Annotated in this window: 21 protein-coding genes and 1 pseudogene; 10 read left to right on the top strand and 12 right to left on the bottom strand. The window is 58.7% G+C overall.

All coding sequences use genetic code 11. The features are described from left to right. The first annotated feature begins 77 nt into the window (after positions 1-77). Complete coding sequence (locus HKN37_07740; protein NNE46536.1) at positions 78-851, top strand: PASTA domain-containing protein; 774 nt, start codon at positions 78-80, stop codon at positions 849-851. 6 nt (positions 852-857) lie between these two features. On the opposite strand, the gene pyrR is transcribed toward HKN37_07740, so the two are convergent. The 4 genes from pyrR to tmk all read right to left on the bottom strand — a co-directional run bounded on the left by pyrR (position 858) and on the right by tmk (position 3079). Then, positions 858-1361 (bottom strand): bifunctional pyr operon transcriptional regulator/uracil phosphoribosyltransferase PyrR, encoded by a 504-nt coding sequence (gene pyrR / locus HKN37_07735; GenBank protein NNE46535.1) that lies wholly within the window; start codon positions 1359-1361, stop codon positions 858-860. A gap of 58 nt (positions 1362-1419) precedes the next feature. Then, a complete protein-coding gene (locus tag HKN37_07730) occupies positions 1420-1824 on the bottom strand; it encodes a hypothetical protein (GenBank protein ID NNE46534.1) in 405 nt (134 codons plus the stop codon). Between the two features lie 106 nt (positions 1825-1930). Further along, a complete protein-coding gene (locus tag HKN37_07725) occupies positions 1931-2410 on the bottom strand; it encodes a transcriptional repressor (GenBank protein NNE46533.1) in 480 nt (159 codons plus the stop codon). A 39-nt stretch (positions 2411-2449) separates the two neighbouring features. Continuing rightward, positions 2450-3079 (bottom strand): dTMP kinase, encoded by a 630-nt coding sequence (gene tmk / locus HKN37_07720; GenBank protein ID NNE46532.1) that lies wholly within the window; start codon positions 3077-3079, stop codon positions 2450-2452. A gap of 243 nt (positions 3080-3322) precedes the next feature. Between tmk and HKN37_07715 the strand changes: the two genes are divergently transcribed. Then, positions 3323-4726: a tetratricopeptide repeat protein gene (locus HKN37_07715; GenBank protein NNE46531.1), complete on the top strand. Its 1404-nt coding sequence runs from the start codon at positions 3323-3325 to the stop codon at positions 4724-4726. A gap of 131 nt (positions 4727-4857) precedes the next feature. Beyond that, positions 4858-5703 (top strand): DUF368 domain-containing protein, encoded by an 846-nt coding sequence (locus tag HKN37_07710; protein ID NNE46530.1) that lies wholly within the window; start codon positions 4858-4860, stop codon positions 5701-5703. Here the strand turns inward: HKN37_07710 and HKN37_07705 are convergent. The 3 genes from HKN37_07705 to HKN37_07695 are packed head-to-tail and all read right to left on the bottom strand — an operon-like array spanning position 5700 to position 10841. Further along, positions 5700-7859, bottom strand: coding sequence for a T9SS type A sorting domain-containing protein (locus HKN37_07705; GenBank protein NNE46529.1), 2160 nt, complete (start codon positions 7857-7859; stop codon positions 5700-5702). The two genes, HKN37_07710 and HKN37_07705, sit on opposite strands and share 4 nt — an antisense overlap. Beyond that, the gene (locus tag HKN37_07700) at positions 7819-9219 is read right to left on the bottom strand and encodes a beta-propeller fold lactonase family protein (GenBank protein NNE46528.1); all 1401 of its coding nucleotides are present in this window, start codon (positions 9217-9219) and stop codon (positions 7819-7821) included. Before HKN37_07700 ends, HKN37_07705 begins: the two co-directional genes overlap by 41 nt. Positions 9220-9260: 41 nt before the next feature. Continuing rightward, on the bottom strand, positions 9261-10841 hold the full coding sequence (locus HKN37_07695; protein NNE46527.1) for a choice-of-anchor B family protein: 1581 nt from the start codon (positions 10839-10841) through the stop codon (positions 9261-9263). A gap of 196 nt (positions 10842-11037) precedes the next feature. Here HKN37_07695 and HKN37_07690 point away from each other — a divergent pair, with 196 nt between their 5' ends. From HKN37_07690 to HKN37_07675, 4 genes are all read left to right on the top strand, one after another. Continuing rightward, positions 11038-11811, top strand: a complete 774-nt coding sequence (locus HKN37_07690; GenBank protein NNE46526.1) for an SDR family NAD(P)-dependent oxidoreductase — start codon at positions 11038-11040, stop codon at positions 11809-11811. A 43-nt stretch (positions 11812-11854) separates the two neighbouring features. Beyond that, positions 11855-12433 carry an OmpA family protein gene (locus HKN37_07685; protein ID NNE46525.1) on the top strand — a complete coding sequence of 193 codons (579 nt, stop codon included), beginning with the start codon at positions 11855-11857 and terminating at the stop codon, positions 12431-12433. A gap of 8 nt (positions 12434-12441) precedes the next feature. Next, entirely contained in the window at positions 12442-13134 is a 693-nt protein-coding gene (locus HKN37_07680) for an OmpA family protein (GenBank protein NNE46524.1), read from the top strand. A gap of 191 nt (positions 13135-13325) precedes the next feature. Continuing rightward, positions 13326-13937, top strand: coding sequence for a flavin reductase (locus HKN37_07675; protein NNE46523.1), 612 nt, complete (start codon positions 13326-13328; stop codon positions 13935-13937). Between the two features lie 52 nt (positions 13938-13989). Here HKN37_07675 and pgeF read toward each other — a convergent pair whose 3' ends face one another. From pgeF to HKN37_07660, 3 genes are all read right to left on the bottom strand, one after another. Then, on the bottom strand, positions 13990-14766 hold the full coding sequence (pgeF, locus tag HKN37_07670) for a peptidoglycan editing factor PgeF (protein ID NNE46522.1): 777 nt from the start codon (positions 14764-14766) through the stop codon (positions 13990-13992). Beyond that, positions 14763-15647 (bottom strand): shikimate dehydrogenase, encoded by an 885-nt coding sequence (locus HKN37_07665; protein ID NNE46521.1) that lies wholly within the window; start codon positions 15645-15647, stop codon positions 14763-14765. The genes pgeF and HKN37_07665 overlap by 4 nt, the downstream gene beginning before the upstream one ends. A gap of 173 nt (positions 15648-15820) precedes the next feature. Continuing rightward, positions 15821-16681 carry a hypothetical protein gene (locus HKN37_07660; protein ID NNE46520.1) on the bottom strand — a complete coding sequence of 287 codons (861 nt, stop codon included), beginning with the start codon at positions 16679-16681 and terminating at the stop codon, positions 15821-15823. A gap of 280 nt (positions 16682-16961) precedes the next feature. Here HKN37_07660 and HKN37_07655 point away from each other — a divergent pair, with 280 nt between their 5' ends. Continuing rightward, positions 16962-18368 (top strand): Glu/Leu/Phe/Val dehydrogenase, encoded by a 1407-nt coding sequence (locus HKN37_07655; GenBank protein ID NNE46519.1) that lies wholly within the window; start codon positions 16962-16964, stop codon positions 18366-18368. 152 nt (positions 18369-18520) lie between these two features. On the opposite strand, the gene HKN37_07650 is transcribed toward HKN37_07655, so the two are convergent. Both HKN37_07650 and HKN37_07645 read right to left on the bottom strand, forming a co-directional pair. Next, positions 18521-21535, bottom strand: coding sequence for a vitamin B12-dependent ribonucleotide reductase (locus HKN37_07650; protein ID NNE46518.1), 3015 nt, complete (start codon positions 21533-21535; stop codon positions 18521-18523). 543 nt (positions 21536-22078) lie between these two features. Further along, positions 22079-22201: pseudogene (locus tag HKN37_07645) on the bottom strand (DNA primase). A 480-nt stretch (positions 22202-22681) separates the two neighbouring features. Here HKN37_07645 and HKN37_07640 point away from each other — a divergent pair. Further along, entirely contained in the window at positions 22682-23083 is a 402-nt protein-coding gene (locus HKN37_07640) for a hypothetical protein (protein ID NNE46517.1), read from the top strand. Between the two features lie 286 nt (positions 23084-23369). Further along, a partial coding sequence (locus HKN37_07635; GenBank protein NNE46516.1) for a hypothetical protein occupies positions 23370-23625 on the top strand: 256 nt, incomplete at its 3' end.

Below are 23625 nucleotides of genomic sequence, written 5' to 3'. Positions count from 1 at the left end.
CGGGTTCCCACCCGCATGCCGGCACCTCGAAATACATCGCGCGTACTACGCACCGTGAATCTGATCAACCTTCTTCCATGAAGCTACCCCCATTCATCACCCGCACCGGACGATATCTCGTCAGCCTCGCAACAAACTCCCTGTTCTGGGCCGGTCTCGCGGGATTCGTCGTTCTCGGGGTTCTCCTGCTGCTGGCCCTCGATCGCGTTATCATGCCTTCATATACAAGGCAGGATGCCGCCATTACGGTCCCAAGCGTTCAGAACATCCCGTTCGAAAGCGCCCGCAGAATGCTCGAGGCCAGAGATCTTCAGGTCGAACGCGTCGTGCAGCGATTTAACCCGAACATCGAGAAGGAAATCGTGGTCGACCAGAACCCTCCGGCCGAAGCCCGGGTCAAGTCCGGCCGCCGGATCTACCTGTCAGTGAACTCGGGATCCGTCCCGACCGTCACCGTTCCTCGGGTGGAAGGCCTTGCCCTGCGTGAAGCAAAAAACCGCATGCTCACCGCTGGACTCAAAGTCGCATCCGAGCGACCCGATCCCATTCCGTCACCGTACGAGAATACAGTCACCAACCAGAGTCCACCCGCCGGATCGACGGTAGATCGCGGATCTTCCGTGACACTGTGGTTCAGCACCGGGCTGGGGACAGACTACGTCGAGGTGCCGCAGGTCGAGGGAATGACCATCCAGCAGGCCCGAAGGGCTCTCCTCGCACTCAGATTGCGCTCCGTGGCCGTCGATGCAATTTCTGAGGAGGACACCGTCGCCCGCCAGAGCAGAGCGGCCGGAACCCAGGTCCGGCAGGGATTCGAGATACGCCTCTTCGCAGCACCGAGAGGAGAATAGGCCACGTCACTCCACGAGACGTACGCTGATCTCCGGCGTCGTGCGGACCTCAATGCGTTCGCGATGCTTCGTGGGGATGGCGCGCCCCACATAGTCCGCGTGTATCGGGTACTCCCGATGGCCACGGTCAATCAACACCACGAGTTGAATGGACCTGGGGCGACCATAGGCGACAATCGCGTCCAGAGCCGCCCTCGCCGTCCGGCCCGTAAACAGCACGTCATCGACGAGTATGACATCCCGGTCCGTCAGATCAATATCCCCGAAAGACTCCCTGGAGGCCCTCGGGGCGTCATCCCGATAGAGGGACACATCGAGCGGATAGACTGGCACCGACCCGTCAACAGCCGGAATCGCAGCCGCAATCGCCTCGCCGATCTTCTCGCCGTCGTTGAGAATGCCGAGGATCACCAGGTTGTCGGCGCCGCGATTGCGTTCGACGATTTCGTACGCCAGTCGGACGATGATGCGATGGACCCGTTCGGCGGGGAGTATCTCAGTATCCGACATGGGAGCCTCGATCTGGGGTCTGTACATCAAACCGGGCCATGTGCCGGCCGGGGCCTTTTTAGAACATCGCCTTGATGCTTCCCCATGTTCTCCGGATCGCCGTCGGCGTGTAATTCACTGATTCGAGACGCAACACCTGGCGCGAGCCATCGGCCAGAATGGCCTGCAGACGATAGTCGATCAGCTCACTCGCCGATTTGAAGACCTGGTCGTCTCTGACGCTATATAGCCTCCCGGCCCCGTGCGGCGCCTGGGTCCTGACCAATACGAATTCGTTGTTCGTGGTCGTGGTGCGCCGGTGCAGCTCATATGCCGAAACGCCGTCCTCCACGTCTGCCTGCCAGGCAATCTCGAAGTTCTCCCCCTTCGGCTGAACACTGAAATAGCTCAACCGAACGCTGAACAGGGTGGCTGACGCAGCGCCCAGGACAAATACGGCAGCTATGAATGCAGCTTTTGACACAGACGGTCGTGAAGAAAATGCTGTCGAAGACAGTGTTCGGACTATGCGGCAAAATAGGGCGTGGACCAGAACATGTCCACAGATTTTAGCCTGCTCTGGTGAACTGTCAGGAATCCCTGACAGCCGTTCGGTTCGGGCAGTTACTCCTCTTGCAATGCCCGTAGATGTGCAGGGAGTGGTGCTTGACCTCGAAGTCGTAGATCTCGGCCACCATTTCCTGAATACTCTGGATCCTGGGATCGCAGAATTCGAAGAGCTCATTGCAGTCCATGCAGATCAGGTGGTCGTGCTGCCAGTAGCTGTAGGCGCGCTCATACTTCGCCTGTTTGTTGCCAAACTGATGCTTGACGACCAGGTCACAGTCTATGAGAAGGTCCAGTGTGTTGTACACCGTCGCCCGGCTTACGCGAACGCCGCTCTCCTTCAGTTTCGCATACAGCTCGTCGGCGTCAAAATGACCAGAAGTCTGGTAGACTTCTTCCAGAATCGTGAACCGTTCCGGCGTCTGCCGTTGATTCCCGTCCTTCAGGAAATCGCTGAAGATCCGGCGAACCTCCTCCTGTTGACGCTTTGGAATAAGTGACATGTCGGTTGTTGCTTACCGCGGCCACGGATGAACCGGGCCTCAAGAGCCGGGTTCCAGTGGCACAATCAGGGTTCGGGCGTCTTTCCACACTGCATCTGCGACCTCCTCGGGCGGACCGTTTCCATCGATCGACACGACGCGATCGTGATTTTCCCGTGCGATGCGTTCATAGGCCGCCTCAACCCGTTCGAAGAATGCCTCGCCGCCCGATTCCAGGCGATCTTCTTCGCGATGTCGGCGACGCCGCGCCGCAACTTCCAGAGTGACTCTGAGATAATAGGTTCGGTCCGGCTCCAGTCCTCCGGTGACGCGGCGATTGAACTCCGAAAGCCAGTCAAAATCGCCGATCTGTCTCCCTCCCCCCTGGTAGGCAACCGTAGAATCATAGAACCGGTCCAGAATGACGACAGCGCCTTCGGCAAGAAGCGGCCGGATCTTCTCCTCGCACAGCTGTGATCGAGCGGCCGAGAAAAGCAGGAGTTCCGCCAGTGGCTCGACGTGCAACGCTGGATCCAGCAACAGCGGCCGAACACGCTCCGACAGCAGCGTGCCACCCGGCTCCCGAAAGACGGTGGAATCGACACCCAGCGCCTGGCACCTCTTGCGCAGCAGGCGAATCTGAGTGCCCTTTCCACTGCCGTCAATTCCCTCGAACGTAATGAGAGGCATAGTGTGGGACGATTCTGCCCCGTTATGAGCCCAGAAGCTCCGGAGCAAGAAATCGGGTTTGATTCGTTAATACATACTGTGACCGGTCCGCTTGCCGAACCGCTTGCATAAGCTGCAATCTCAAATTATACTGGTTTGTGCGTTTGAAGCACGTCGCCACCATCTCGAACGTCGTCGCCGCACACAAGGTAGAGAAACCCATTTTTGCACGCCTGGCGGGCGAAAAATCGATCCAAAGCGAGCATGTTTGAATACGGCTTTGACGATCAGGAAGAGTTTGCGGACGAGCAGCGACTGACTGACCTCGTCTCCGCATACGAGTCAGGCGAGTCAGCCTACTATGACTCCGATACGCTCGAAGAGATCGCGACCTACTACTTCGAGCGTGCGGACTATGAGGGAGCTCTCGGCGTGATCGACAGGCTGCTCGACAGCTACCCGTTCTCGTCGGACGCCTGGATGCGACGCGGCGTGCTCATGAACAACCTCGGCCGTCACGACGACGCGCTGCAGGCCTACGACAAGTCTCTCGCGATCAACCCCAATGACACAGAGACTATAGTCAATCGGGGTATCACGCTCGACACGCTCAACGATGCTGAGGCTGCTCTTGCGGCGTATGAGCAAGCACTGTGTCTCGATCCCTCTCACGACGACGCCCTGTTCAACAAAGGCGTTACGCTGGAGCGGATGGAACGGCTCGCCGACGCGGTCGAAGTTTTCGTCTCGTGCATCGAGATGAATGAGGATCATCCGGAGGCGTGGTACGAGCTCGGCTACTGCTACGATCGCCTGGGGCAGGATGCGCGAAGCGTCGAGTGCTACGATCGGCATATCGACCAGGACCCTTACTCTTGCGACGCCTGGTACAACCGGGGAATCGTGCTCAACCGCATGAAGCGATTCAAGGACGCGGCATGGTCGTACGACATGGCGATTGCCATCAAGGAGGATTTTGCCTCCGCTCATTACAATCGCGGAAATGCGTTGGCGAATATGAATCGCCTCCAGGAAGCTATCGCCAGCTACGCTCAGGTCATTGAACTAGAAGGCGGTGACGCGGCGACGCACTACAATATCGCACTTGCCCACGAGGAGCTCGGCCAGTTCAGTGCTGCCATTCATCAGTTCAGAAATGCGCTGAAGGAAGATCCGAAGTATGCGGAGGCATGGTACGGACTCGGCTGCTGCTTCGACGCGCAGGACCAGCACACGGAAGCCATCGAGTTCTACGATCGCGCAATCAGCATTACCCCGGATGTCGGCGAGTTCTGGTATGCCAAAGCTGACAGTGAGCACGTGATCGGCAAGCTCCAGCAGGCCGCCGACTCGTACCGCATGGTGGTGAAACTTGATTCCGGAAACCGTGACGCGTGGCTTGATTATGCCGAGACGCTTTTCAAGGCCTCGAGAATGGAGGAGGCACTGGAGGCGTATAGCCGGGCCCTCTCGCTGAAACCTGACTGCGCCGGCGCGTACGTTCAGCAGGCCAAGGCCCTGTTGGCTCTCGGAAGATCCGAGGAAAGCCTCCGCTCCCTCAAGATGGCGTTTGTCATTGATCCAAAGAAGAAGGATGAATGGCAGACTTCGTGGCCCGAGTTGCTCGCCGATTCAGATATCCGCCGCGAACTGGGGCTGGATAGTTAAGTACGAGTACACTTCTCCAGAAGGGTGGGCGGCGCGCGAAACGGCCGCCCGTTTTGTTTCCAGAAGATCCGACCACCGTGCCGATTAAAGGGATCCCGCAAATCATCGCCAACTACGCCCGGGGACTTCTCATGGGCGGTGCCGACATCATACCCGGGGTCAGCGGTGGAACAGTTGCTCTCATCGTCGGGATCTATGAGCGCCTGGTTCACTGCATCAAGCTTGTGTTTGATTCGCTGGTTGCGCTGCTGCGTGGAAGCGTGCCGGAGTTCCGCAGACACCTCGCGGAGGTCGAGTGGCTACTCATCGTTCCGCTGTTTGCCGGAATTGTGACGGCACTCCTGATCGGGGCCGCCTTCATTCCCGATCTGCTGGAAAACTACCCCGTGCAGATGCGGGCGCTCTTCTTCGGATTGATCGTCGGTTCGCTGACTATTCCATGGCGACGGATGACGGAGCGCGGTCCGCGCGCGCTCGCCCTGGCTGTTGCATCCGCCGTTGCGGCATTCGTGCTGGTTGGCCTACCGGCGCGAGAGGCCGTCGACCCGTCGCTCTGGTCAGTTTTTCTCATGGCAGCCGTCGCAATCTGCGCCATGATTCTGCCGGGAGTAAGCGGCGCATTCTTCCTTCTCGTGTTCGGTATTTACGAGCCCACACTTACAGCAATTGACAACAGAGAACTCCTGTACGTTGCAGTTTTCGGTGCCGGAGCCGCCGTCGGACTCGGGTCGTTCTCCGGAATCCTCAACTGGCTCCTCGAACACTACCACGACCTGACGATGGCCGTTCTTCTCGGCCTTATGGGAGGCTCGCTCCGCGCCCTCTGGCCATGGATCACCGTCGACCGGTCTCTTCTCCTTCCGGATTCGACAGACAACATCCTGCTGCCCGTCGCTCTCATGATCGCAGGGGTCGTTTTCGTTCTGGCGCTTTCTCGTTTCAGTGGTCCAGAACTTCGCAACGCAACGACCGCCTAGCGACGTATCGCGAACGTCGCCGACGCCTGACCCGTTGCGCCGACGATCCGAAGCACGTACACCCCCGAGGCCAGTTCCAGACCGATGAGCGGAAGTCGTACGGATCCCGCCGGCAATGACTGGTAGGACTTTCGCAAGACGACTCGCCCCAGCATGTCCACAACCTCGATGCCCAGCCGTCCGGCGTGCGGCAGTTCCACCTCAACGACTACACGCTCTCCCGCGGGATTCGGATAGATCGTGCGCACCGTCGGCACGTTGCCCGCTGTGCGTGGCAGAGCCTCACGAGCCGTCACAACCCGGTCGTTGCGATAATACAGCAGCCCTCCTGAAGCGACGCCGATGATCACATCCAGATCACCATCTCCGTCCAGATCGCCGAGAGCCGGCGACACGATTCCCGTGACCGGCACCAGGATCGGTTCGCCCTCGACGAACTGGTGGGCCTGGGGCGATCCCACGTTTCGATAGAAGCGGACCGTACCGTCGTCCGACCCAACAAAAAGATCCACATCACCGTCCGCGTCATAGTCAGCTAACGCCGGCCGGCTCCGCTGGCCGGCATCGATACCTGCAAACTGTTCTTGCTCAAGAGTCAGAACGGGTGCGCACCGCGATCCAATGTTCTTGAAGTAGTTGACATTGCCCGCACCTTCGCCCACAAAAAGATCTGCATCCCCATCGGAATCGATGTCCGCCCAGGACGGCGCACTGTTTGAACCCACATCGATTCCGGCAAAGTTGGACTCATCGAGAGCCCACGCATCGGCGCCACCGCTCCCGTTGTTAACGTATGAACGGATCGTGCCGTCGAACCCGCCAATGAACAGGTCGATGTCCAGATCGCAATCAAGATCGACGGCGGCCGGAGTAGCCGAGAACCCCTGAAACGAGATCACGTCCGTACCGAGTACATCGAGCCCGGTTGGCGTTTTCTTGATGAGAGCGAGTGACGCGTGCGTTGGATCGAACGGTGAAATGATGTTCCCCACTGCAATGTCAGGATTGCCGTCACCCGTGAGATCAGCAATGACGGGGGCCGCTTCGGATCCTACATCAATGACGGGCAGGTATCGTCGGGTTACCAGATCGAAGGCACCGTTGACCTCTTCAAAGCGATAGAAGTTTTCAACGCTTGATGAGCTCGTCACAAACGCTCCTCCCTGCACGCCGACGAACAAATCCAGCGCACCGTCCGCATCGATGTCGGTGACCCTCGGAGCATTGAACCCGGACGTGTTCACCGCATCCGCACCGCTGCGCATGGCCGCATCCGACTCGCGCACCAGGGCCGGAGTGCCGCAGGTACCCTCATTCCTGAACAGGATCAGATTTGGCTCGAAAAAATCACCCCATAGAAGGTCCGGATCGTTATCTCCGTCCAGATCCGAGAATGACATGGCACTCGCTCCATGAAGCGCTGAACCGCCCCGCTTGCCGATCCCGCCCACAACCTCGATGCCCTGATAACGATCCTCAACGAACGTAAAGACAGGATCGCCGTTGCCGTCGGTACCGATCCACTCGTATCTGGAGATTGTGCCCGACTGACGGCCTATCATCAGGTCGAGGCGGCCGTTGCAATCGACATCGACAACGACAGGAAGCGTCGGAGGCTCCGTCACAATGACGTCACCCGTGTCCGTTTTGAGTGTGTCGGCGGACGGCGTGAAAGCCGGCTGGGATGTGCCACCGTCATTCCGATAAACACGAATGCGCCCGAACGGCTGTTCGGCCAGCAGATCGAGATCCTGATCGCCGTCGACGTCTGCGAACGTGAACCACTGCCCGACATCGAGTCTCTGATAGTCGTCGGTCACAAAAACGAAATCCGCCGACTGCCCGCTTCCGTCATTTCGAAAGAACATTACCGAACCCACGTGCTCCTGAACGAAGAGGTCCAGGTCACCGTCGCCGTCGATGTCTACGAACTCAGGCCGCGGGCCATCGAATCCGCCGAGGAATGGGTACCGGAGTGAAAGCCCGGCGTCGGTCACAGAAAAGGGAGACACGACGCGGACGAGCTGGTGGTCCTGCGCCATGACGAACTCGCCGGGAGTCGCCAGCAGAACAGCGATGGTCAGAAACAACCGGGTCAGCGACCGAATGGCGAAGTCATCTGGTTCCGAGTCCTGCCGCAAAAGGGCCAACCTCAAGTACTTTCGTGATGTCTCCTGTGATCCGGTCGATCATTACGACCGTTCCGTCCCGTCCGTTGTCGCCCAGGTCGTGCCTCGGTGTGTACAACCCGCTCGCATTCCTGTTGGATATGTAGAGAAGGCTGCCATCCGGTGAGAGGGCAGAGCCGTGGGGCTCGGACAGACCGTCACCCGTAATTATTCTCTCAACCCGGCGGTTCACGACGGAGACGACCGTCACCGTGTTGGCGTCCTTGTTTCCGACGTACAGGTGCAGCCCGTCAGGTGCAAATACCGGATGCCACGGGGATGCGTTCGCGCCGACGGACCAGGAAAACGCCGGAATCGACGGCGTTGCCAGATCAAAGAAGAGGATCTCGTTTGTCAGCTGAGCGGTCGCCGCCAGAGTCCCGCCATCCGGTGTAATGACGTGTTGCACAAATGAGTGGATCGGACCTGCAACGGGAGAGAATGTGACGTCTTCCGACGCCGTCTCGTACGTGATTATTTGATTCTGACCCAGGGACGAGGAATAGACGAACGCCCCGGTTGGGTCGGTCGCGAGTGCGTGCGGCCGCGGAAACACAACGGAAATGACCCCGCCGCTCATGTCACTTCGACGAATCTTTCCGATTGACGCGGGCGGATTGGGCGCAGACAGCGATCGGCCGGCGTAAAGCCAGTCTGCAGCGGGGTCGATCGCCAGCATTCCCGGTGTTTCAAACTCAAATTCGCCCGACAGATTATTCATTCGGTCAAACCGGGCGATGCGGTTCTCTCCGATCAGCGAAACGTACCAGTAGCTCCCGTCGGGTTCGACAGCGACGTGGTGAGGTTTTGAAGTCGCGGAGTAGCCGTGGTCTCTCAAGTCGACGACGCGGGCCACGACGTTCGTCGTCATGTCGATGATCGACACGGTGGCGGCCTCCTGATTCGCGACGTACAGAAGATCCTCCGCATCCTCAAACGCGACCGTACCGTCGTCGCCGGGCGCACCATCAGTGATCCATTCGCGCAAGAGCTGGAGTTCATTCTGCGACAGCGTGTCGGCCGCCAACTCGCCGGGGTGCGCGCCTCCGACCCTCGCCGTCGCCATACGCAGCAGGAGGCTTCGGGCAGGGCTGAAAGGAATAACGACATCGCCATACCGGGAGCCTTGAAACACATCCTGCCACGACGCCAGGGAAAGCCCGGCCTCCTGCGAAAGCAGTCCATGACACGACGTGCATTTCTGGTTCAGGGTCGGCTGTATCTGACGGGAGAACACCGTCTGCAGGGGACCCGAGTCGCCCCCAAGATTCGACGAGAGCTCGCAGCCAGACAGTCCGAGCACCGAAAGAAACGGAGCAAGAACGAGCCATATCCAGAATCGTCTCATCACGTATACCGTGCCATCAGGTGGGAATGCCGACGGGTGGTCTATTTCACAACCGTTATGAGCCGCGTCAGAATCGTAGAAGATCCTGACACACGCAGGACGTACCGACCAGCCGGAAGACCAGCGGCGTCAATCGGGATTCCCCGCGTCACGCCTTGCGGGAGTCGAATGGGACCGACTTCGATTACTCTGCGGCCGAGGATGTCATAAACGGTCGCGCGGATCTCATCCGGCTCCGAGAGACGAAGCGCGGCGAGCGCGACATCTGCGAAGGGGTTCGGGAAGATGTTCAACGATGCGGCGGGCCCGTTCGGGTCCTCGTCGTCGACATTCGTCTTGTTCAGCGGAGGTCTCACCACGAAGAGCCCCTCTCCGATACTGCTGATCAACACGGAACCGCTGGCGAAATACGGGTACGTGCTCCACGCCCCGCTGAATCCGGCCGCATCACTACTGGGAAACGTGTCGAAGAACGCGATTTCTCTCGGGTTCAGAATATCCGTCAGGTCTACGACCCGTAGCCCGCTCTGGTAGTTGGCCATATATACCCAGCTGCCCAGCACGTAGAGATTATGGTCGATGGCGCCGGACGGACCCTCATACGTCGTAAGCAGGAATGGCGCATCGAGATCCGCCACATCCCAGATGCGGGTTGTGGTCAGAGAGACAAGTCCGTTTCGCTCGTCCAGTTCATCATTCTGAAGGAAGTACCGATGATCCTCCGTGAGCCATCCCTGGTGGACGTACGTGTTCTGGGAGATCGGGTAGGTCGCAAGTGAGATCGCGAACGGGGCCTGCTTGTCCGTCACGTCGGCAATGCTGATTGCCGTCTCGTTTGAGCCGAAGCAGATTTCCCGACCCGTGTGGTCCGTATCGGGTCCGTCGTAGATCACGCACTGCACGTCATGCGAATAGCCCGAGCCGGCTCTGCCTGTCCCGGCATGTGCAAAGCAACCGGCAAACGTGGGTTGCTCCGGTGTGCGCACGTCGACGATGTGCAAACCCGGCCCACAATTCGCAAGATCGCCACCGCGGGATCCGACCGCGTAGGCAAACCCCGATTCTTCGTTGACAAAGATGTTGTGCGACGAGCCCACCCCTGTGTAGACGGCTGTCGGTGAGAACGTGACGGGCTTGACGGTGACGTTTCGCAGCTGGGTAAGATCGAATACCTGAATGCCGTGGCCAGAGGCTTCTGACACGACCAACGCGTGGTCCCTGTACACCTTGATGTCCCGCCAGGACGATTGGAGAGTCTGTGTCGGGAGAGTTCCGACCAGCCAGGGAGCCTCGGGGTCCGAGATATCTACGAATCCCGTCCCGGAGCTGAGACCAACCAGTGCGTACTCTTTGCCGGTTTGCGAATCGGTCCAGCCCCACACATCGTTGAGCGATCCTTCGGCTACACCGAGTTCCGCTTTCGACATAAATGACAGAAGATCGACATTGCCACACGGATAGGTCGCTGCGAATCCATCGGCACAGGGCTCAACTGACCCGGCAAAGACCGCATCCTGTTGGGCCACAGCTTCTTGCGTCGGCGACCATTGCGCCGCTGCCGAAAGACCTGTCGCCACGGCTGCCAGCAAGGCGAATACGCTACGGGCGAGTTTACCAGACAACGCGGTTCACCGGTAGAATTGTGATGATAGGCCGACACGATAGGGATGCACAGCAGTCCGGATCAAGGCACGATTGAGTCCGCGAACGCGCCCCGGTCGATTGCCGCATACATATATTACGTCGGATCGGCAGAACGAGGTCCCACGACGCCTCTTGTCGATTGCCTCAGCCCCGACAGAGCCAGATGTCTCGACCATGCAGCCTCTCCAAAATCGACTTGCGCTCGTCACCGGAGCCTCATCCGGGATAGGCAAAGCCTGTGCCCAGGCGCTTGCGGGTGCCGGTGCCCGGCTCGTACTGGCGGCACGTCGGACGGATCGGCTTCGATCTCTTGCGGACTCGCTACGCAGTGATGGGACCGACGTACTCGCGCTAGACCTTGACGTCCGCGACAGCGCCGCCGTCGATGCTGCCGTGGACAGTCTCCCGGCCGAGTGGTCGGAGATCGACATTCTGATCAACAACGCGGGACTCTCGCGAGCTCTCGATACCGTATTTGGCAATCGTGTCGATGACATCGACGCGATGGTGGATACAAACGTCAAGGGCCTGCTGTACGTCACGCGGGCTGTAGTACCCGGTATGGTGGCGCGGGGACGGGGACACGTGTGCAACATCGGTTCGGTGGCCGGCCGCGAGGTATATCCGGGCGGCGCCGTCTATTGCGCGACGAAGCATGCGGTGTTGGCGATCACGAAAGGCCTGAAGATGGATCTGCACACGACGGGCGTGCGCGTTTCGTCGGTCGATCCGGGGTTGGTCGAAACCGAGTTCAGCAGCGTACGATTCGACGGCGACGACGAAAGAGCCGCCAGAGTGTATCAGGGAATGACGCCCCTGACTGCGGAAGATGTAGCGGACGCCGTACTATATTGTGTGAGCCGGCCCGATCACGTGAATATATCGGAGATCATTATGATGCCGACCGATCAGTCATCTTCTACAATGGTGAATCGGACGTCGTCGTAACGGGTCGAGCCCCATCCCACCCGATGCATTCCCTACATCCACTATGTCCAGAATTGCTCTCGTGCTTGTGGTGTCAATTCTCGCCGGCTGCTCAGGCTCGAAAGACATCATCCGTCGACAACAGGAAGAGATTGCTCAACTTCGTGTTCAAAATGACCAACTGAGCGACAGGCTTGCTGGAATCAAGCCCGTCGACTCGCGAGACGCGGCGGTCGCCGAGCCGTGCGGCGAATATGGCTGCGTCGGCGAAACCATCACGGTTCTGCTCACGGACCTCTATTTCGAGAGCGGAAGTACGAAGTTGACACCCGATGGCGTAAACCGGTTGGCCGATGTGGCAGCAAACATCCGCGATCGATATGTGGGCCGTCGCATCCGCGTGGAGGGTCACACGGATAGCAATCCGATCGGCGCATCCCTCAAGGCGACGTATCCGAGCAACTGGGAATTGTCGGGTGCGCGAGCCGCTGCGGTGGTCCGACACCTCCAATGGACCCACAAAATGGATCCGGCCCGATTCGAAGTGGTCGCCTACGGTCACTATAGTCCGGTAGCATCCAACACGTCGGCTGACGGCAGAAGTCAGAATCGCAGGGTCCGCCTTGCTGTCCTTCCCCAGTAGTACTGCGCATGTCCACTCTCAGAGATCGGCCTAGAGGCGATGTGTCTACTGGAGCCTTCGCGACAGGTCTGGGCCTCTGGGTTCTGATCGCCGTGTCCGGATCCGGTTGTTCCGGAAGCGGCGCTTTGATTGCCGATCAGGCGGTCGAGATTGATTCGCTCCGCTCGCTGAATTCGGCACTCGCCCACGAACTTGATACCTACAGGGATTCGATCGCTTTCTACGACTTTATTGAGAGCGGTGAATTTGATCGAGAGATACGCTTCAAGAACACGCAGGTCAACCGGCTCACATACGAGCTTGCGGTCTGCCTCGACGGAGGTGAGACGATTGCGACCGAGCTGGTTGACGACCTGTTCGCGGCCGCAAGTGCGGACCTCACGGATCGCGGTAGAGAGCGTCTGGCACTTCTCGCAGAGGCGCTCGCCGAGAAGTCAACAACGGGGCAGATCCATGTGGAGGGGTACTCGGATTCGACCCGGCCGGCCGGCGAACTGAAGAAGCGCTACCCGACGAACTGGGAGCTTTCTGCAGCGCGGGCGGCCGCTGTCGTGCAGTATTACATCGATGTCCACGGGATCGACGAAGAACGATTGGTCGTCATTTCCCTCGGTGCAAATCACCCGATTTCGACCAACGCTTCGCAGCGGGGGCGCCGCCTCAACCGACGGATTCGGTTTTCTCACATCCCGTTGCGATAGCGGCGGGGGCCTGGGTCTGGAATCTCTGGAATCGCACGCCGGCAGGCGATTTTCCCGACGGCTCCTCGCGGTAAACACAGTATGAAGGATCGGCGAACGCCCCCTCACGCTGTATCTAAAATCCCTGTCAGCGGACGTGTTGCCCGGCGCGTACCGTGATACCGAGCAGGTGGATTTTACCGCGCCCAATCATGGAGACCGTACAACAAGCAGAAGAGACCGTTGACCTGAGTCTCGATCATTCGATCTGGGACCGTGTATTCACGGTAGCCCCGCTGGTCGTCGTAGGAACGCGCGATGCCTTGGGCAACTACGACCTGGAGCCGAAGCACCTCGCGCTCCCACTCGGCTCCGGTGCGTATTTCGGCTTCATCTCCACCGCGCAGCGGGCGACCTATCGCAACATCCGTCGAGATCGGTGTTTCACCGTCAGTTTTCCGAACCCGTCGAGTGTGGTAGTCGCAAGCCTCACTTCGTCAGCGAGACGCGAGGGGCACAAAAAGCCTGTTCTACAGGCACTGCCCATGACAAAGGCGGTGACGATGGACGCCATGTTCGTGTCGGACTCCTATCTGTTCCTGGAGTGTGAACTGGACAGAATTATTACGGGCTTCGGCGAGAACTGTCTGATCAGTGGGGTAATCCGCCGCGCGGCCGTAAACAAGGAGTCGCTGCGCCTATTCGAACAGGACGATCAGGTCATGCTTGAGCGAAGGCCGCTCCTCGCCTTCCTGCCACCCGAACGATACGCGGTTCTGAAATCGACGCGGCCTTTCCCGTTTCCCGACAGCGTCAGGCACTGAGGGCCTCTGCAAGGCGGCCCGTGTCTTACCGAGTCGCGGCCAGAACTCGGTGTCAGCCTGGCAGGGATATCATGATGAAGCCCATCATCCGACCCGTGTCGCCCGCTGCACACCGGTACGAGAAGAAGTCCGGACTGTCGCAGGTGCATTCCGGCGAAACCTCAACCGATTCAGACGGGACACCGCAGGAGAAGAGCTCGTCGGCGATGCAGCTTTTCAAATCAACGTGTGGTCGAGTCCACGCCTCACTCCGGACCACATGCCGATCGTTGAAGAGTCGGGCGACCTCTTCACCGACTTCAAACCGATCAACAGATATGCACGGGCTGACATACGCACAGATGTCTTCCGCTCTCGCCCCCAGCTTGACCATGCTGCGGATCGTCTCCGAGCAGATTCTTCCTGCGGCGCCGCGCCAACCTGCATGGCACGCGCCGACGACACCTGCCTCCTCGTCTGCCATCAGTACTACTGCGCAGTCGGCGGCGGTGATCGCTAACACTCGATCTGGTGTATTCGTTACGAGGGCATCCGTCTCAGCGTAAAGGCCCGGGACGTCCGCGTGTGACACCGCTGTCCCATGCACCTGTCCGGCTATTGCCACATCGGACCACTTTCTTCCGATCGTCTGAAACAGGCGTTCTCTGTTTTCCAGGACAATCGACTCGATATCTCTCGTGTTCAAGCCGACGTTCAGCGACTCGAACGCGCCCGTACTCAGGCCGCCGTGCCGTGTTGAGAATCCTGCCACGACCTTTGATCCGAATACGGCGGGACGGCGGATTTCGGGAGTGCCGCGGGAAGATGGCCGGGCCCCTGACAACATCATGCTGGTTGATCTCGACGCTGCCCCAGAACTGTTTCGCGAACCTCGTCGATCGGCATCCGAAGACCCGTCCACAGTGTGTGCGCCGCGGATGCCTGAGCCAGCAGCATCTCCATTCCGTTGAGAACGGCGGCGCCGCGACTCTGTGCGTCTCGCAGGAAACGCGTCTCGACCGGATTGTACACGACATCGTATGCAATCTGCCCCGGCCGAAAGGAGTCGACATGCATCCACGGGGTAGCGTGGACACCGGGATACGTACCAACGGGGGTCGTGTTGACGACCAGTTTCGCTTCTGCTACAGCGTCCCGGGCATCGTCGAACGGAAGTACGCTGACCGTTTTCTCCGGCGAATACTGTGCAAGCGCATCGATCATCTGCTGCGCACGTGCCGGCTTACGGGCCACCACAGTGACTTTCGAAGGACGAAGCGACGTATGGCACGCGTATAATACGGCGCGCGCAGCTCCTCCCGCTCCGAGTATCACCGCACTTTTGTCGCGGATCGATTCGCGCAGAGGCGCCAGTGGTGCTATGAATCCGCTGACGTCCGTGTTTTCGCCTATCAAACGTGTGGATCCGTTTCCATCATCCTTCAGCACGATGGTGTTTACGGCTCCGATGGCTTGCGCGTCCGCGCGCACTTCGTCCAAAAGCTCTACAACCGACCGTTTGTGAGGTATGGTCACGTTGATGCCCATAACGCCCATTGCCTTGAGACCCACGACGGCGTCGCGCAGCTGTCCGATCGGTACGCGCACTGACAGGTATACCGCATCGACGCCCTGAATGCGGTAGGCGGCATTGTGAATGGCCGGCGACAACGAATGCCCGACCGGATCTCCGATCAGTGTTGCCAGTCGGGTGCCAGGACCAATGACCATGGGATTGTGGGATTGTCGGTTCGGTCGAGCGTGGGTTCCGCGCGGTTGCGGCTTGCTTCTGAAAGTAATGGTGCTGACTGACACGCCAAACGATCGGAGGCCATCAATAAACAAAAACCCCGACGCCGTGATACGGTGCCGGGGTTCTCGTGTGCCATAAGGACCGATTATCGTCACCGGCCTGCGAGGTCGCCTGTTCGGACATTGCCCGCATAGACGTCACCATTCACCACAATGGTGGCCTCGCCTTCCGAGATCGTAACAGTGAACTCTCGAGAGATCTCACGCTCACGGTAGGCGTCGCCACGCTCGAAGGTTGCGAAAGCGTCATACTGCCCACTGACGGTGCCGCTGAGCTTCTGAGACAGATCCCTGCGGCTGCCCTTCGGCCCGACCAGCTCCTCGACTTCGAGTGCCAGATCATAATCGAGCGTGCGTACAGCCTCCAGATGCGTGATCGTATGTCCGCCGGAACGTGCGTAGGTTCCGTTGAGCGTCACGATGTCCGTATTAACACCGGTCGCCATCCACGAGCCTGTGATGTTGTCGCGGAGCGCACTGACATGAGGCGTTGTGAGAGAAATGCTTCCCTCCACAATGACGAAACTTATTGCGTGCGCCGTATCGCCCTGCGTGACGAAGAATCGTTGTGAATCGCCACTCGCGTCCAGGAATTGCACCTCATAAACCTTCTGAAGCGACATGTAACGATCACCCGCAGCATCGCCGCGCTCTCGCGACACGCTTATCGTCCAGGTGCCGGTTTCCGGGTCGTACGAACGCTCGATCACATCGGTTTGCTGCTTTCCCGCTACGGCCGCCGTCTGCGCCTGAATGTCACCGACAGAGGCGAGGTCCATGATGTCACCCGCTTGCTCGACGAGACCGCCCGTGTCCTCAGCCACCAGCTTTGCGAGCGATTCCGCCACGTCTTCCGAAGCACTGAGACTCTCGTCGTTTGCGCTCGAGTCACATCCAACCGCGGCTACCAGGACGAGTCCCGAAAGCCAGAGTGTTAAGTAATTCCGTTTCATTGCTGCCTCCACTAAGTAATCTATCAATGTGTGTATTGTCGGTCGTGTTGCATGTCCGCTCATAGTATATCGGCGATCGTAGCGGCAGGATGTCACAGAATTGTGGCGAAACGAATGCGTTTCATCCCTCTCGCTTCCAAAGCGGGGATGGCCTGGTTTCACTCCAGCTCTCGCGACCGTTGTACTTTTCCGCGGCATGCGGTAGCCTTCGGATGGTTGCGCCTTCCGGCCGACACAATTCGTGACCCATCACAGCTTTTCATTTCTTCAGAGAGGAGTCATGTCTGAAATCAGTTTCCTGGAACAGGTCGACCGCATGTTTGAGAAGGCGGCCGCCTATACCGATCACCCGTCGGGGTTGCTTAAACAGATCAGGATGTGCAATTCGGTGTACGCCATGGAATTCCCTCTGCAGCGGGATGACGGTTCAATCCTGACGATCCGCGCATGGCGTGCCGAGCACAGCCAACACAAACTCCCGACGAAGGGTGGCATCCGATATGCCTCTAATGTGACGGAAGACGAGGTGAAGGCGCTGGCGACGCTTATGACCTACAAGTGCGCGATCGTCGACGTGCCGTTCGGCGGAGCAAAAGGCGGAGTCAAGATCAGCGCGCGCAACTTCTCGTCCCCCGAACTCCAACGCATCACGCGCCGCTACACGTATGAACTGACCCGGAAGAACTTCATAGGTCCTGGCATCGACGTTCCGGCACCGGACTACGGGACCGGGGCCAAGGAAATGGCCTGGATCCTCGATACTTACAACTCATTGACCACTGATCCGCTCGATGCGCTCGCCTGTGTAACGGGCAAACCGGTTGGACAGGGAGGTATTCGCGGTCGCACCGAAGCGACCGGGCTGGGCGTCTATTACGGAATACGTGAGGCATGTTCTTTTGCGGATGACATGGCGGTGATTGGCCTGGATCCGGGCATTGCGGGTAAGAGCTTTATCGTGCAGGGACTTGGAAACGTCGGATATCATGCCGCGAAGTTCCTGACCCAGAGTGGCGCGCGTTTGATCGGCGTCGGAGAGTACGAAGGAGCGATCTACAATCCGGAGGGTATGGATCTGGAGCAGCTGGTGAGTCACCGAAAGGCCACCGGCAGCGTGTTTGATTTCGACGGCGCCGAAAACATTGAGAGCTCGAAAGATATTCTGGCGCGGCCGTGTGACATTCTGATCCCGGCGGCCCTCGAAAGCCAGATCACGGTAGAAAACGCGGACGAGATCAAGGCAAAGATTATCGGAGAGGCAGCCAACGGACCCGTCACGGCGGAGGCCGACGAGATGCTCCTGAAGCGAAATGTGATGATCATTCCGGACGTTTATCTGAACGCGGGCGGCGTGACTGTGTCGTATTTCGAATGGTTGCGGAATTTGTCACACGTGCGCTTTGGAAGAATGAGTCGCCGTTTCGAGCAAAGTGCTCAGGAGCTCATGTTGTCGGCGATGGAGGAGTTGTCTGGCAGTGAGTTCTCGCCGGAACGCAAGGTGCAGATCGCCAGAGGTGCCGACGAGACGACGCTGGTCTATTCCGGGCTTGAGGAAACCATGGTGAACGCCTACGGTGAGATTCGCAGCACCGCCAGGGAAAAGAACCTCGACCTGCGGACTGCGGCCTTCGTGAATGCGATCAACAAGGTCGCTTCATCCTACACGGAGATGGGAATTTTCCCGTAGGATCCGGAGCGAGGCACAGAAAAACGAGAGAAAAGAAGAACGCCCGGGTTCCCCCCACGGTCCCGGGCGTCTTCAATCAGACCTAGAGCGGTTCGGACCGGAGTCCGTTCCGCTCACGGTGTTCACCGTTCGGTCAGATACTCATTTTCGTTTTATCCGCATCCACTCGTGTTGCCGCAGTTCGGGCACGAGTAGCAGGATCCGGAGCGTACTGTAATCGACCCGCAGTTGGAGCAGGGCGGCGCGTCTTCCTGATTCTGAAACGATGCGGTCGCGTCTATCTCTACATGCACGGATGCTTTCGTCGCACCGGCGTGTTCCGCGGCATCAAGAAACTCCTCGACGGTACCGCCAACCAGCGCATCGTCCTCCGCTTTGTCCCGCTTTACCGTGAGGCTTTTCTTCGGCGCCGCGGGAGTGGCGGGGTGATGATCGACCAGATCGGCTGAGCTGACGTACCCCGCGCGAGGGGACGTGTTACCGAGGAATTTGAGTGACAGGTACCGTGCGATGTAATCCATGATGGATTTCGCAATCGGAATCTGGCGGTTGTTCGTAAATCCTGACGGCTCGAAGCGCATGTGGCTGAACTTGGTGCACAGATCTTCCAGAGGCACGCCATACTGCAGCGCAATCGATATCGAGGTGGCGAACGCGTCCATCAGTCCAGCAATGGTTGAGCCCTGCTTGGCCATTGTGATAAAGATCTCGCCCGGCATGTTCGTGTCCGGGTAGAGTCCGATGTGTACATAGCCTTCGTGGCCGGCAATGCTGAACTTGTGTGTGATCGACGGGCGCTCATCCGGGAGTCGCTTTCTGACGGGTCGGTAGACCACTTTCTCGACGATCTCGGGTTCGAGGTTGGTGGCGACGCCATCTCCTCCTGCGATCTCTTTGCCTTGCGTGTTGCCGCCCTGCCGCGTGGACAGCGGCTGGCTCCGTTTGGAATTCTCACGATAGATGGCGACCGCCTTCAGGCCGAGATTCCAGCCCTGAGCGTAGGCATCCGCGATGTCTTCAACGGTCGCGCTTTCCGGCATGTTGACCGTTTTCGAGATAGCCCCCGAGATGAATGGCTGGCAAGCCGCCATCATCTTGATGTGTCCCATGTGTCCGATCGAGCGTGTGCCCTTGTGGGGCTTGAACGCGCAGTCGAAAACCGACAGGTGCTCATCTTTTAGGCCTGGGGCGCCTTCTATGGTGTCTTCGGTTTCGATGTAGTCGAGGATGTCCAGGCATTCCTGGTCCGTATATCCGAGGCGGTGCAGCGCTTCGGGCACCGTTCTGTTTACGATCTTCAGGAGGCCATCTCCCTTGCCGGCGAGAAGCTTGTACTTGACGAGAGCGATGTCGGGCTCGATTCCCGTCGTATCGCAATCCATCATGAAGCCGATGGTCCCCGTTGGAGCGAGCACGGTTGCCTGCGCATTTCGAAACCCGTGCTCCTCACCGGTGCGGACCATTTTCGCCATCGATTCGTGTGCCGCGTTCAGCAGATACTCCGGACAACTGGGGCCGATGTTCTCGACGGCGCGCTGGTGCATGCGCATCACCTCCAGCATGACGTCGCGGTTGCGCTCGTATCCAACGAACGGTCCAATCGAGCTGTTGGCTGCTATTTCAGCGCTACGGGCAAAGGCTTCGGCGTGCTCGATGGCCGTGATAGCTCCGGCGACGGCGCGGCCCTCATCGGAGTCGTACGGCATACCCATCGACATGATCAGTGCGCCGAGGTTTGCGAACCCGAGCCCGAGCGGACGGTAGTCGCGGCTGTTCTTTGTGATGTTCGGAGACGGATAGCCGGCGTTGTCGACCAGGATTTCCATCGCCGTGATAAACAGACGCGATGCTGCACGAAATCGTTCGACATCAAAATTGCCGTCGGCGTCCTGAAATTTCCGCAGGTTGAGTGACGCCAGGTTACAGGCGGAGTCATCCAGAAACATGTACTCGGAGCACGGATTGCTCGAGTTGATGGGGGCCGAGTTCTTGCACGTGTGCCAGCGCTGGATGGTGTCTTCGTACTGCAGTCCCGGGTCGCCGCACACGTGTGTGCCTTGTGCGATCTTGTTCAGGACTTCCGCTGCCTGCACCTCGGTCTTCACGCCGCCGTCGTTCACACCGTGAAGCGTGTACGATTCGTCGGCTTCGGCGGCCGCCATGAATTCGTCGGTTACCCGCACGGACTGGTTTACATTCTGAAACGCTACGCTGCCGTATGCGGGCCCATTGAATGAGCCGTCATAGCCCTGTTCGATGAGGGCCCATGCCTTCTTCTCCTCGTCCTGCTTGGCCGTTACGAACTCCATGATGTCCGCGTGCCAGCACTTCAGTGTTTGCATGATCGCGGCGCGGCGCGTCTTGCCTCCACTCTTGATGGTTCCACCGGTCGCGTCTTGCACGCGCATGAAGGACACCGGGCCTGACGGTGTGCCACCACCCGACAGCTTTTCTTTTGATGAGCGGAGAGCGGACCAGTCTGCTCCCACTCCTGATCCGAACTTGAAGAGCCGGGCGCTCTCGCCCATCAGCTTCCAGATATCGTCGATGGAGTCTTCGACCGAGATGATGAAGCATGCCGATGCCTGCGGACGTTCGTAGGGATCGACTTCGACGACGGCCTGCTGCTGCTCGTCCCAACCGTAGATCACTTTGCCGCCTGAATCTCGCACGCCGTACTGTTGGAAGAGTCCGACATTAAACCAGACCGGGCTATTGAATGACCCGTGCTGGTTGGTGCACAGCCACGTCAGTTCCTCGTAGAATCGCTGGCCGTCCTCTTCGGTAGCGAAGTAGTGCTGCTCGATCCCCCAGTCCGCAATGGTGCGTGTTACCCGGTGGATGAGTTGCTTCAGCGAATGCTCGCGGCCGCCCTCCGAGGGTTTCTCTCCGTTGCGTATGTGGTCACCATAGAAGTACTTGCTCGTAACCACGTTGGTCGCGAGGCGGCTCCAGGTCTTCGGAAACTCGACGCCTTTCTGTTCGAAGATGGCGTCGCCGGTGTGATTCCGGATGACTGCATCGCGTGTTTCCCATTCGAGCGACTCAAACGGATGCTGGCCCTCCGTGGAGAAGACACGTGGGATCGAGAGACCGTGGGAAAGATCTGACTGGAAGGTGGGTTCTGTGTCGTGGGAAGTCTTGGTTGTGACAGCGTTGTCGGGCATATCGGCGATGTTGCGGGGTCGCGTGTTTTTCGGTGGGATCCACACGGACCTATGAACGGATCAGGCTGGCTCGTCCCCGGTGTTGCGGGACGTTCGCAACTGCGGGCAGGACGCGTCCCCAAATCGTAGGGACAGCAAGAAAAGAGCGGAGACGAATAACGGTCTATCGCCGCCTGGCCATAAACCGTTCCGCGCGCGGCAACTCCGCGCACGATCTAATTAAATGTCTCGACGTCCGTTATGCAAATGAAATCTTTCAACAGCGTTGTTTTCACTTGCGCTACTTCGATACCGGCCTCCAGCCCGCAAAAAATTGACGATCAACACGAGTGCACTTTCGCCGACATGTGCTAATGTCCGTTATTGGGGAAGCGTGTCAACAAGATGCACACAGAGACAATCGTCTTATCCACAGGTAACGAACAGAAGATGATGGATGGGGTTCGCAATAACGGACTTCGGTGTGGGGCCCGACCGGAAACACGCACCTCGATCAGCAATCGACGCGCAACATCAACCGATACAAGGACGACGCATCAGACGTCAAACTTCGTCGTCGAAATCATCTACATCGTCGTCGAGGTCATCAAGACTGTCAAAGTCGCCGTCCTCAACCTCAACCAGATCATCAAGATCGTCGTCGTCAAAGTCGTCGTCAAAGTCGTCGACCTGGCCATCCATCAACACCCGCACCGGCAGCGATCCGACCCATGGGAATCGCGCTCGCTCGATTACCGCCGCCCGGATACCGACCGGTAGCGGGATGCCGGCACCGTCGAGGTCGAGGCAACCGTCAACCTGAGAATGGAGCATCATTGCATCGCCTGTTTCTTGCACGCGAAGTGACCGACCCAAACCACCTCCAGGGGTGGTCCCTGTGCCTTAGAAATAACATACACGTCCACAGGAATGCAATACTCCGAGCGACCCGAAGACGAATCTTCGAGCCGAGAAGAACGGGCCCGGACCGCCATCGCGCTCCGGCTCGGCCCAGTGCCATGCCATATGAATTTCCCTCGCTCAGGCGGCGCACGGGAACGCCCTCGAATTGCAGGGGTTCGGACAATCGGCCTGACAGACCAGGCAGGACTTGTTGAACGTACGCAGACCGCTCTGGTCTGTAAAATCGGACAGAAAACGACTGTTATGCTCGAGACAACTGAGAGAAGCGCCTATCCCGTCCCCGGTGACTTCAAAGTGATGCGCCCGGAATACGAAGACCTCGAAGATGGCACCTTCGAAGCTTCCATCACCATCACACCGTTCCGCGTCGTCGGTGTCAGTTCGACCAAGGCGGGCGCCCGGAGGGCCGCTCTCTACGAAGCAGAGAAGACGTACCGCAATTACCACCCGTCGTACCGCATCGAAAGTCCGTTCCCTGACGAGTTCACCGACCCCGATGGCGTACGCTGGAAGCGCATCGCGCAGTCGAAGCGGGACGAGTTTGGCGACTACTCGTTCGTGGACGCCGACGGAGAGGAAGATTACGCCGATATCGAGCAGATGCTTCTCTGGGACATCCGTCCCGCAGTGAAAGACGACGACTAGCGCTGGGCGATACGTCAGCTTCACGACGTACTTGACGACAGATCCCCTCTCGCAATAAGGCCCTTCGCCTCATCCCATCGGCCCCCAGCCGCAATCCGTTTACGTTGGCCGACACGAAGCCCAAGCGTTATACAAATCCCGGGCGCTATGATGGACTGCTGAAGACCCTGTTTCATTTGGCGATCAGACCTGTTTTCTATTATTCTCTCGCTGCGCTCGACAAGTATTCACAGATCCACGCCGGTAGAATTCGTCCCGGCACGGGATCCATAACCCGAGGTGTGAGATGAGAATTCTGACGGTAGTCTGCGTAATGGCTCTGTTCATGACCGGATGTGATAGCGGATCGGAGGGTAAAGACGATGTGCTCCGCATTATCAATTCGCTGGACCTGGAGGGTATATCGTTCCGATACCGTTACGCTGAAGGTGAGGGTGAAGTGACTCTCTGCAGCACAGCGAGCGACGAGGGTGGACAATGCAGGAACACCAATAGCCCGGCAGCCGAGACCATTATCGATGTCAGTTACGTTCAGGACAACA

The organism is Rhodothermales bacterium (assembly GCA_013002345.1).
Lineage (GTDB): Bacteria > Bacteroidota > Rhodothermia > Rhodothermales > JABDKH01 > JABDKH01.
This window is presented reverse-complemented; position numbering and strand designations above follow the sequence as displayed.

Bases quoted from the DNA above. Each gene is read 5' to 3' on its own strand.
- HKN37_07740 (NNE46536.1), top strand. From the start codon at position 78: ATGAAGCTACCCCCATTCATCACCCGCACCGGACGATATCTCGTCAGC.
- pyrR (NNE46535.1), bottom strand. From the start codon at position 1,361: ATGTCGGATACTGAGATACTCCCCGCCGAACGGGTCCATCGCATCATC.
- HKN37_07725 (NNE46533.1), bottom strand. From the start codon at position 2,410: ATGTCACTTATTCCAAAGCGTCAACAGGAGGAGGTTCGCCGGATCTTC.
- tmk (NNE46532.1), bottom strand. From the start codon at position 3,079: ATGCCTCTCATTACGTTCGAGGGAATTGACGGCAGTGGAAAGGGCACT.
- HKN37_07715 (NNE46531.1), top strand. From the start codon at position 3,323: ATGTTTGAATACGGCTTTGACGATCAGGAAGAGTTTGCGGACGAGCAG.
- HKN37_07710 (NNE46530.1), top strand. From the start codon at position 4,858: ATGGGCGGTGCCGACATCATACCCGGGGTCAGCGGTGGAACAGTTGCT.
- HKN37_07700 (NNE46528.1), bottom strand. From the start codon at position 9,219: ATGAGACGATTCTGGATATGGCTCGTTCTTGCTCCGTTTCTTTCGGTG.
- HKN37_07690 (NNE46526.1), top strand. From the start codon at position 11,038: ATGCAGCCTCTCCAAAATCGACTTGCGCTCGTCACCGGAGCCTCATCC.
- HKN37_07685 (NNE46525.1), top strand. From the start codon at position 11,855: ATGTCCAGAATTGCTCTCGTGCTTGTGGTGTCAATTCTCGCCGGCTGC.
- HKN37_07680 (NNE46524.1), top strand. From the start codon at position 12,442: ATGTCCACTCTCAGAGATCGGCCTAGAGGCGATGTGTCTACTGGAGCC.
- HKN37_07675 (NNE46523.1), top strand. From the start codon at position 13,326: ATGGAGACCGTACAACAAGCAGAAGAGACCGTTGACCTGAGTCTCGAT.
- pgeF (NNE46522.1), bottom strand. From the start codon at position 14,766: ATGATGTTGTCAGGGGCCCGGCCATCTTCCCGCGGCACTCCCGAAATC.
- HKN37_07665 (NNE46521.1), bottom strand. From the start codon at position 15,647: ATGGTCATTGGTCCTGGCACCCGACTGGCAACACTGATCGGAGATCCG.
- HKN37_07660 (NNE46520.1), bottom strand. From the start codon at position 16,681: ATGAAACGGAATTACTTAACACTCTGGCTTTCGGGACTCGTCCTGGTA.
- HKN37_07655 (NNE46519.1), top strand. From the start codon at position 16,962: ATGTCTGAAATCAGTTTCCTGGAACAGGTCGACCGCATGTTTGAGAAG.
- HKN37_07650 (NNE46518.1), bottom strand. From the start codon at position 21,535: ATGCCCGACAACGCTGTCACAACCAAGACTTCCCACGACACAGAACCC.
- HKN37_07640 (NNE46517.1), top strand. From the start codon at position 22,682: ATGCTCGAGACAACTGAGAGAAGCGCCTATCCCGTCCCCGGTGACTTC.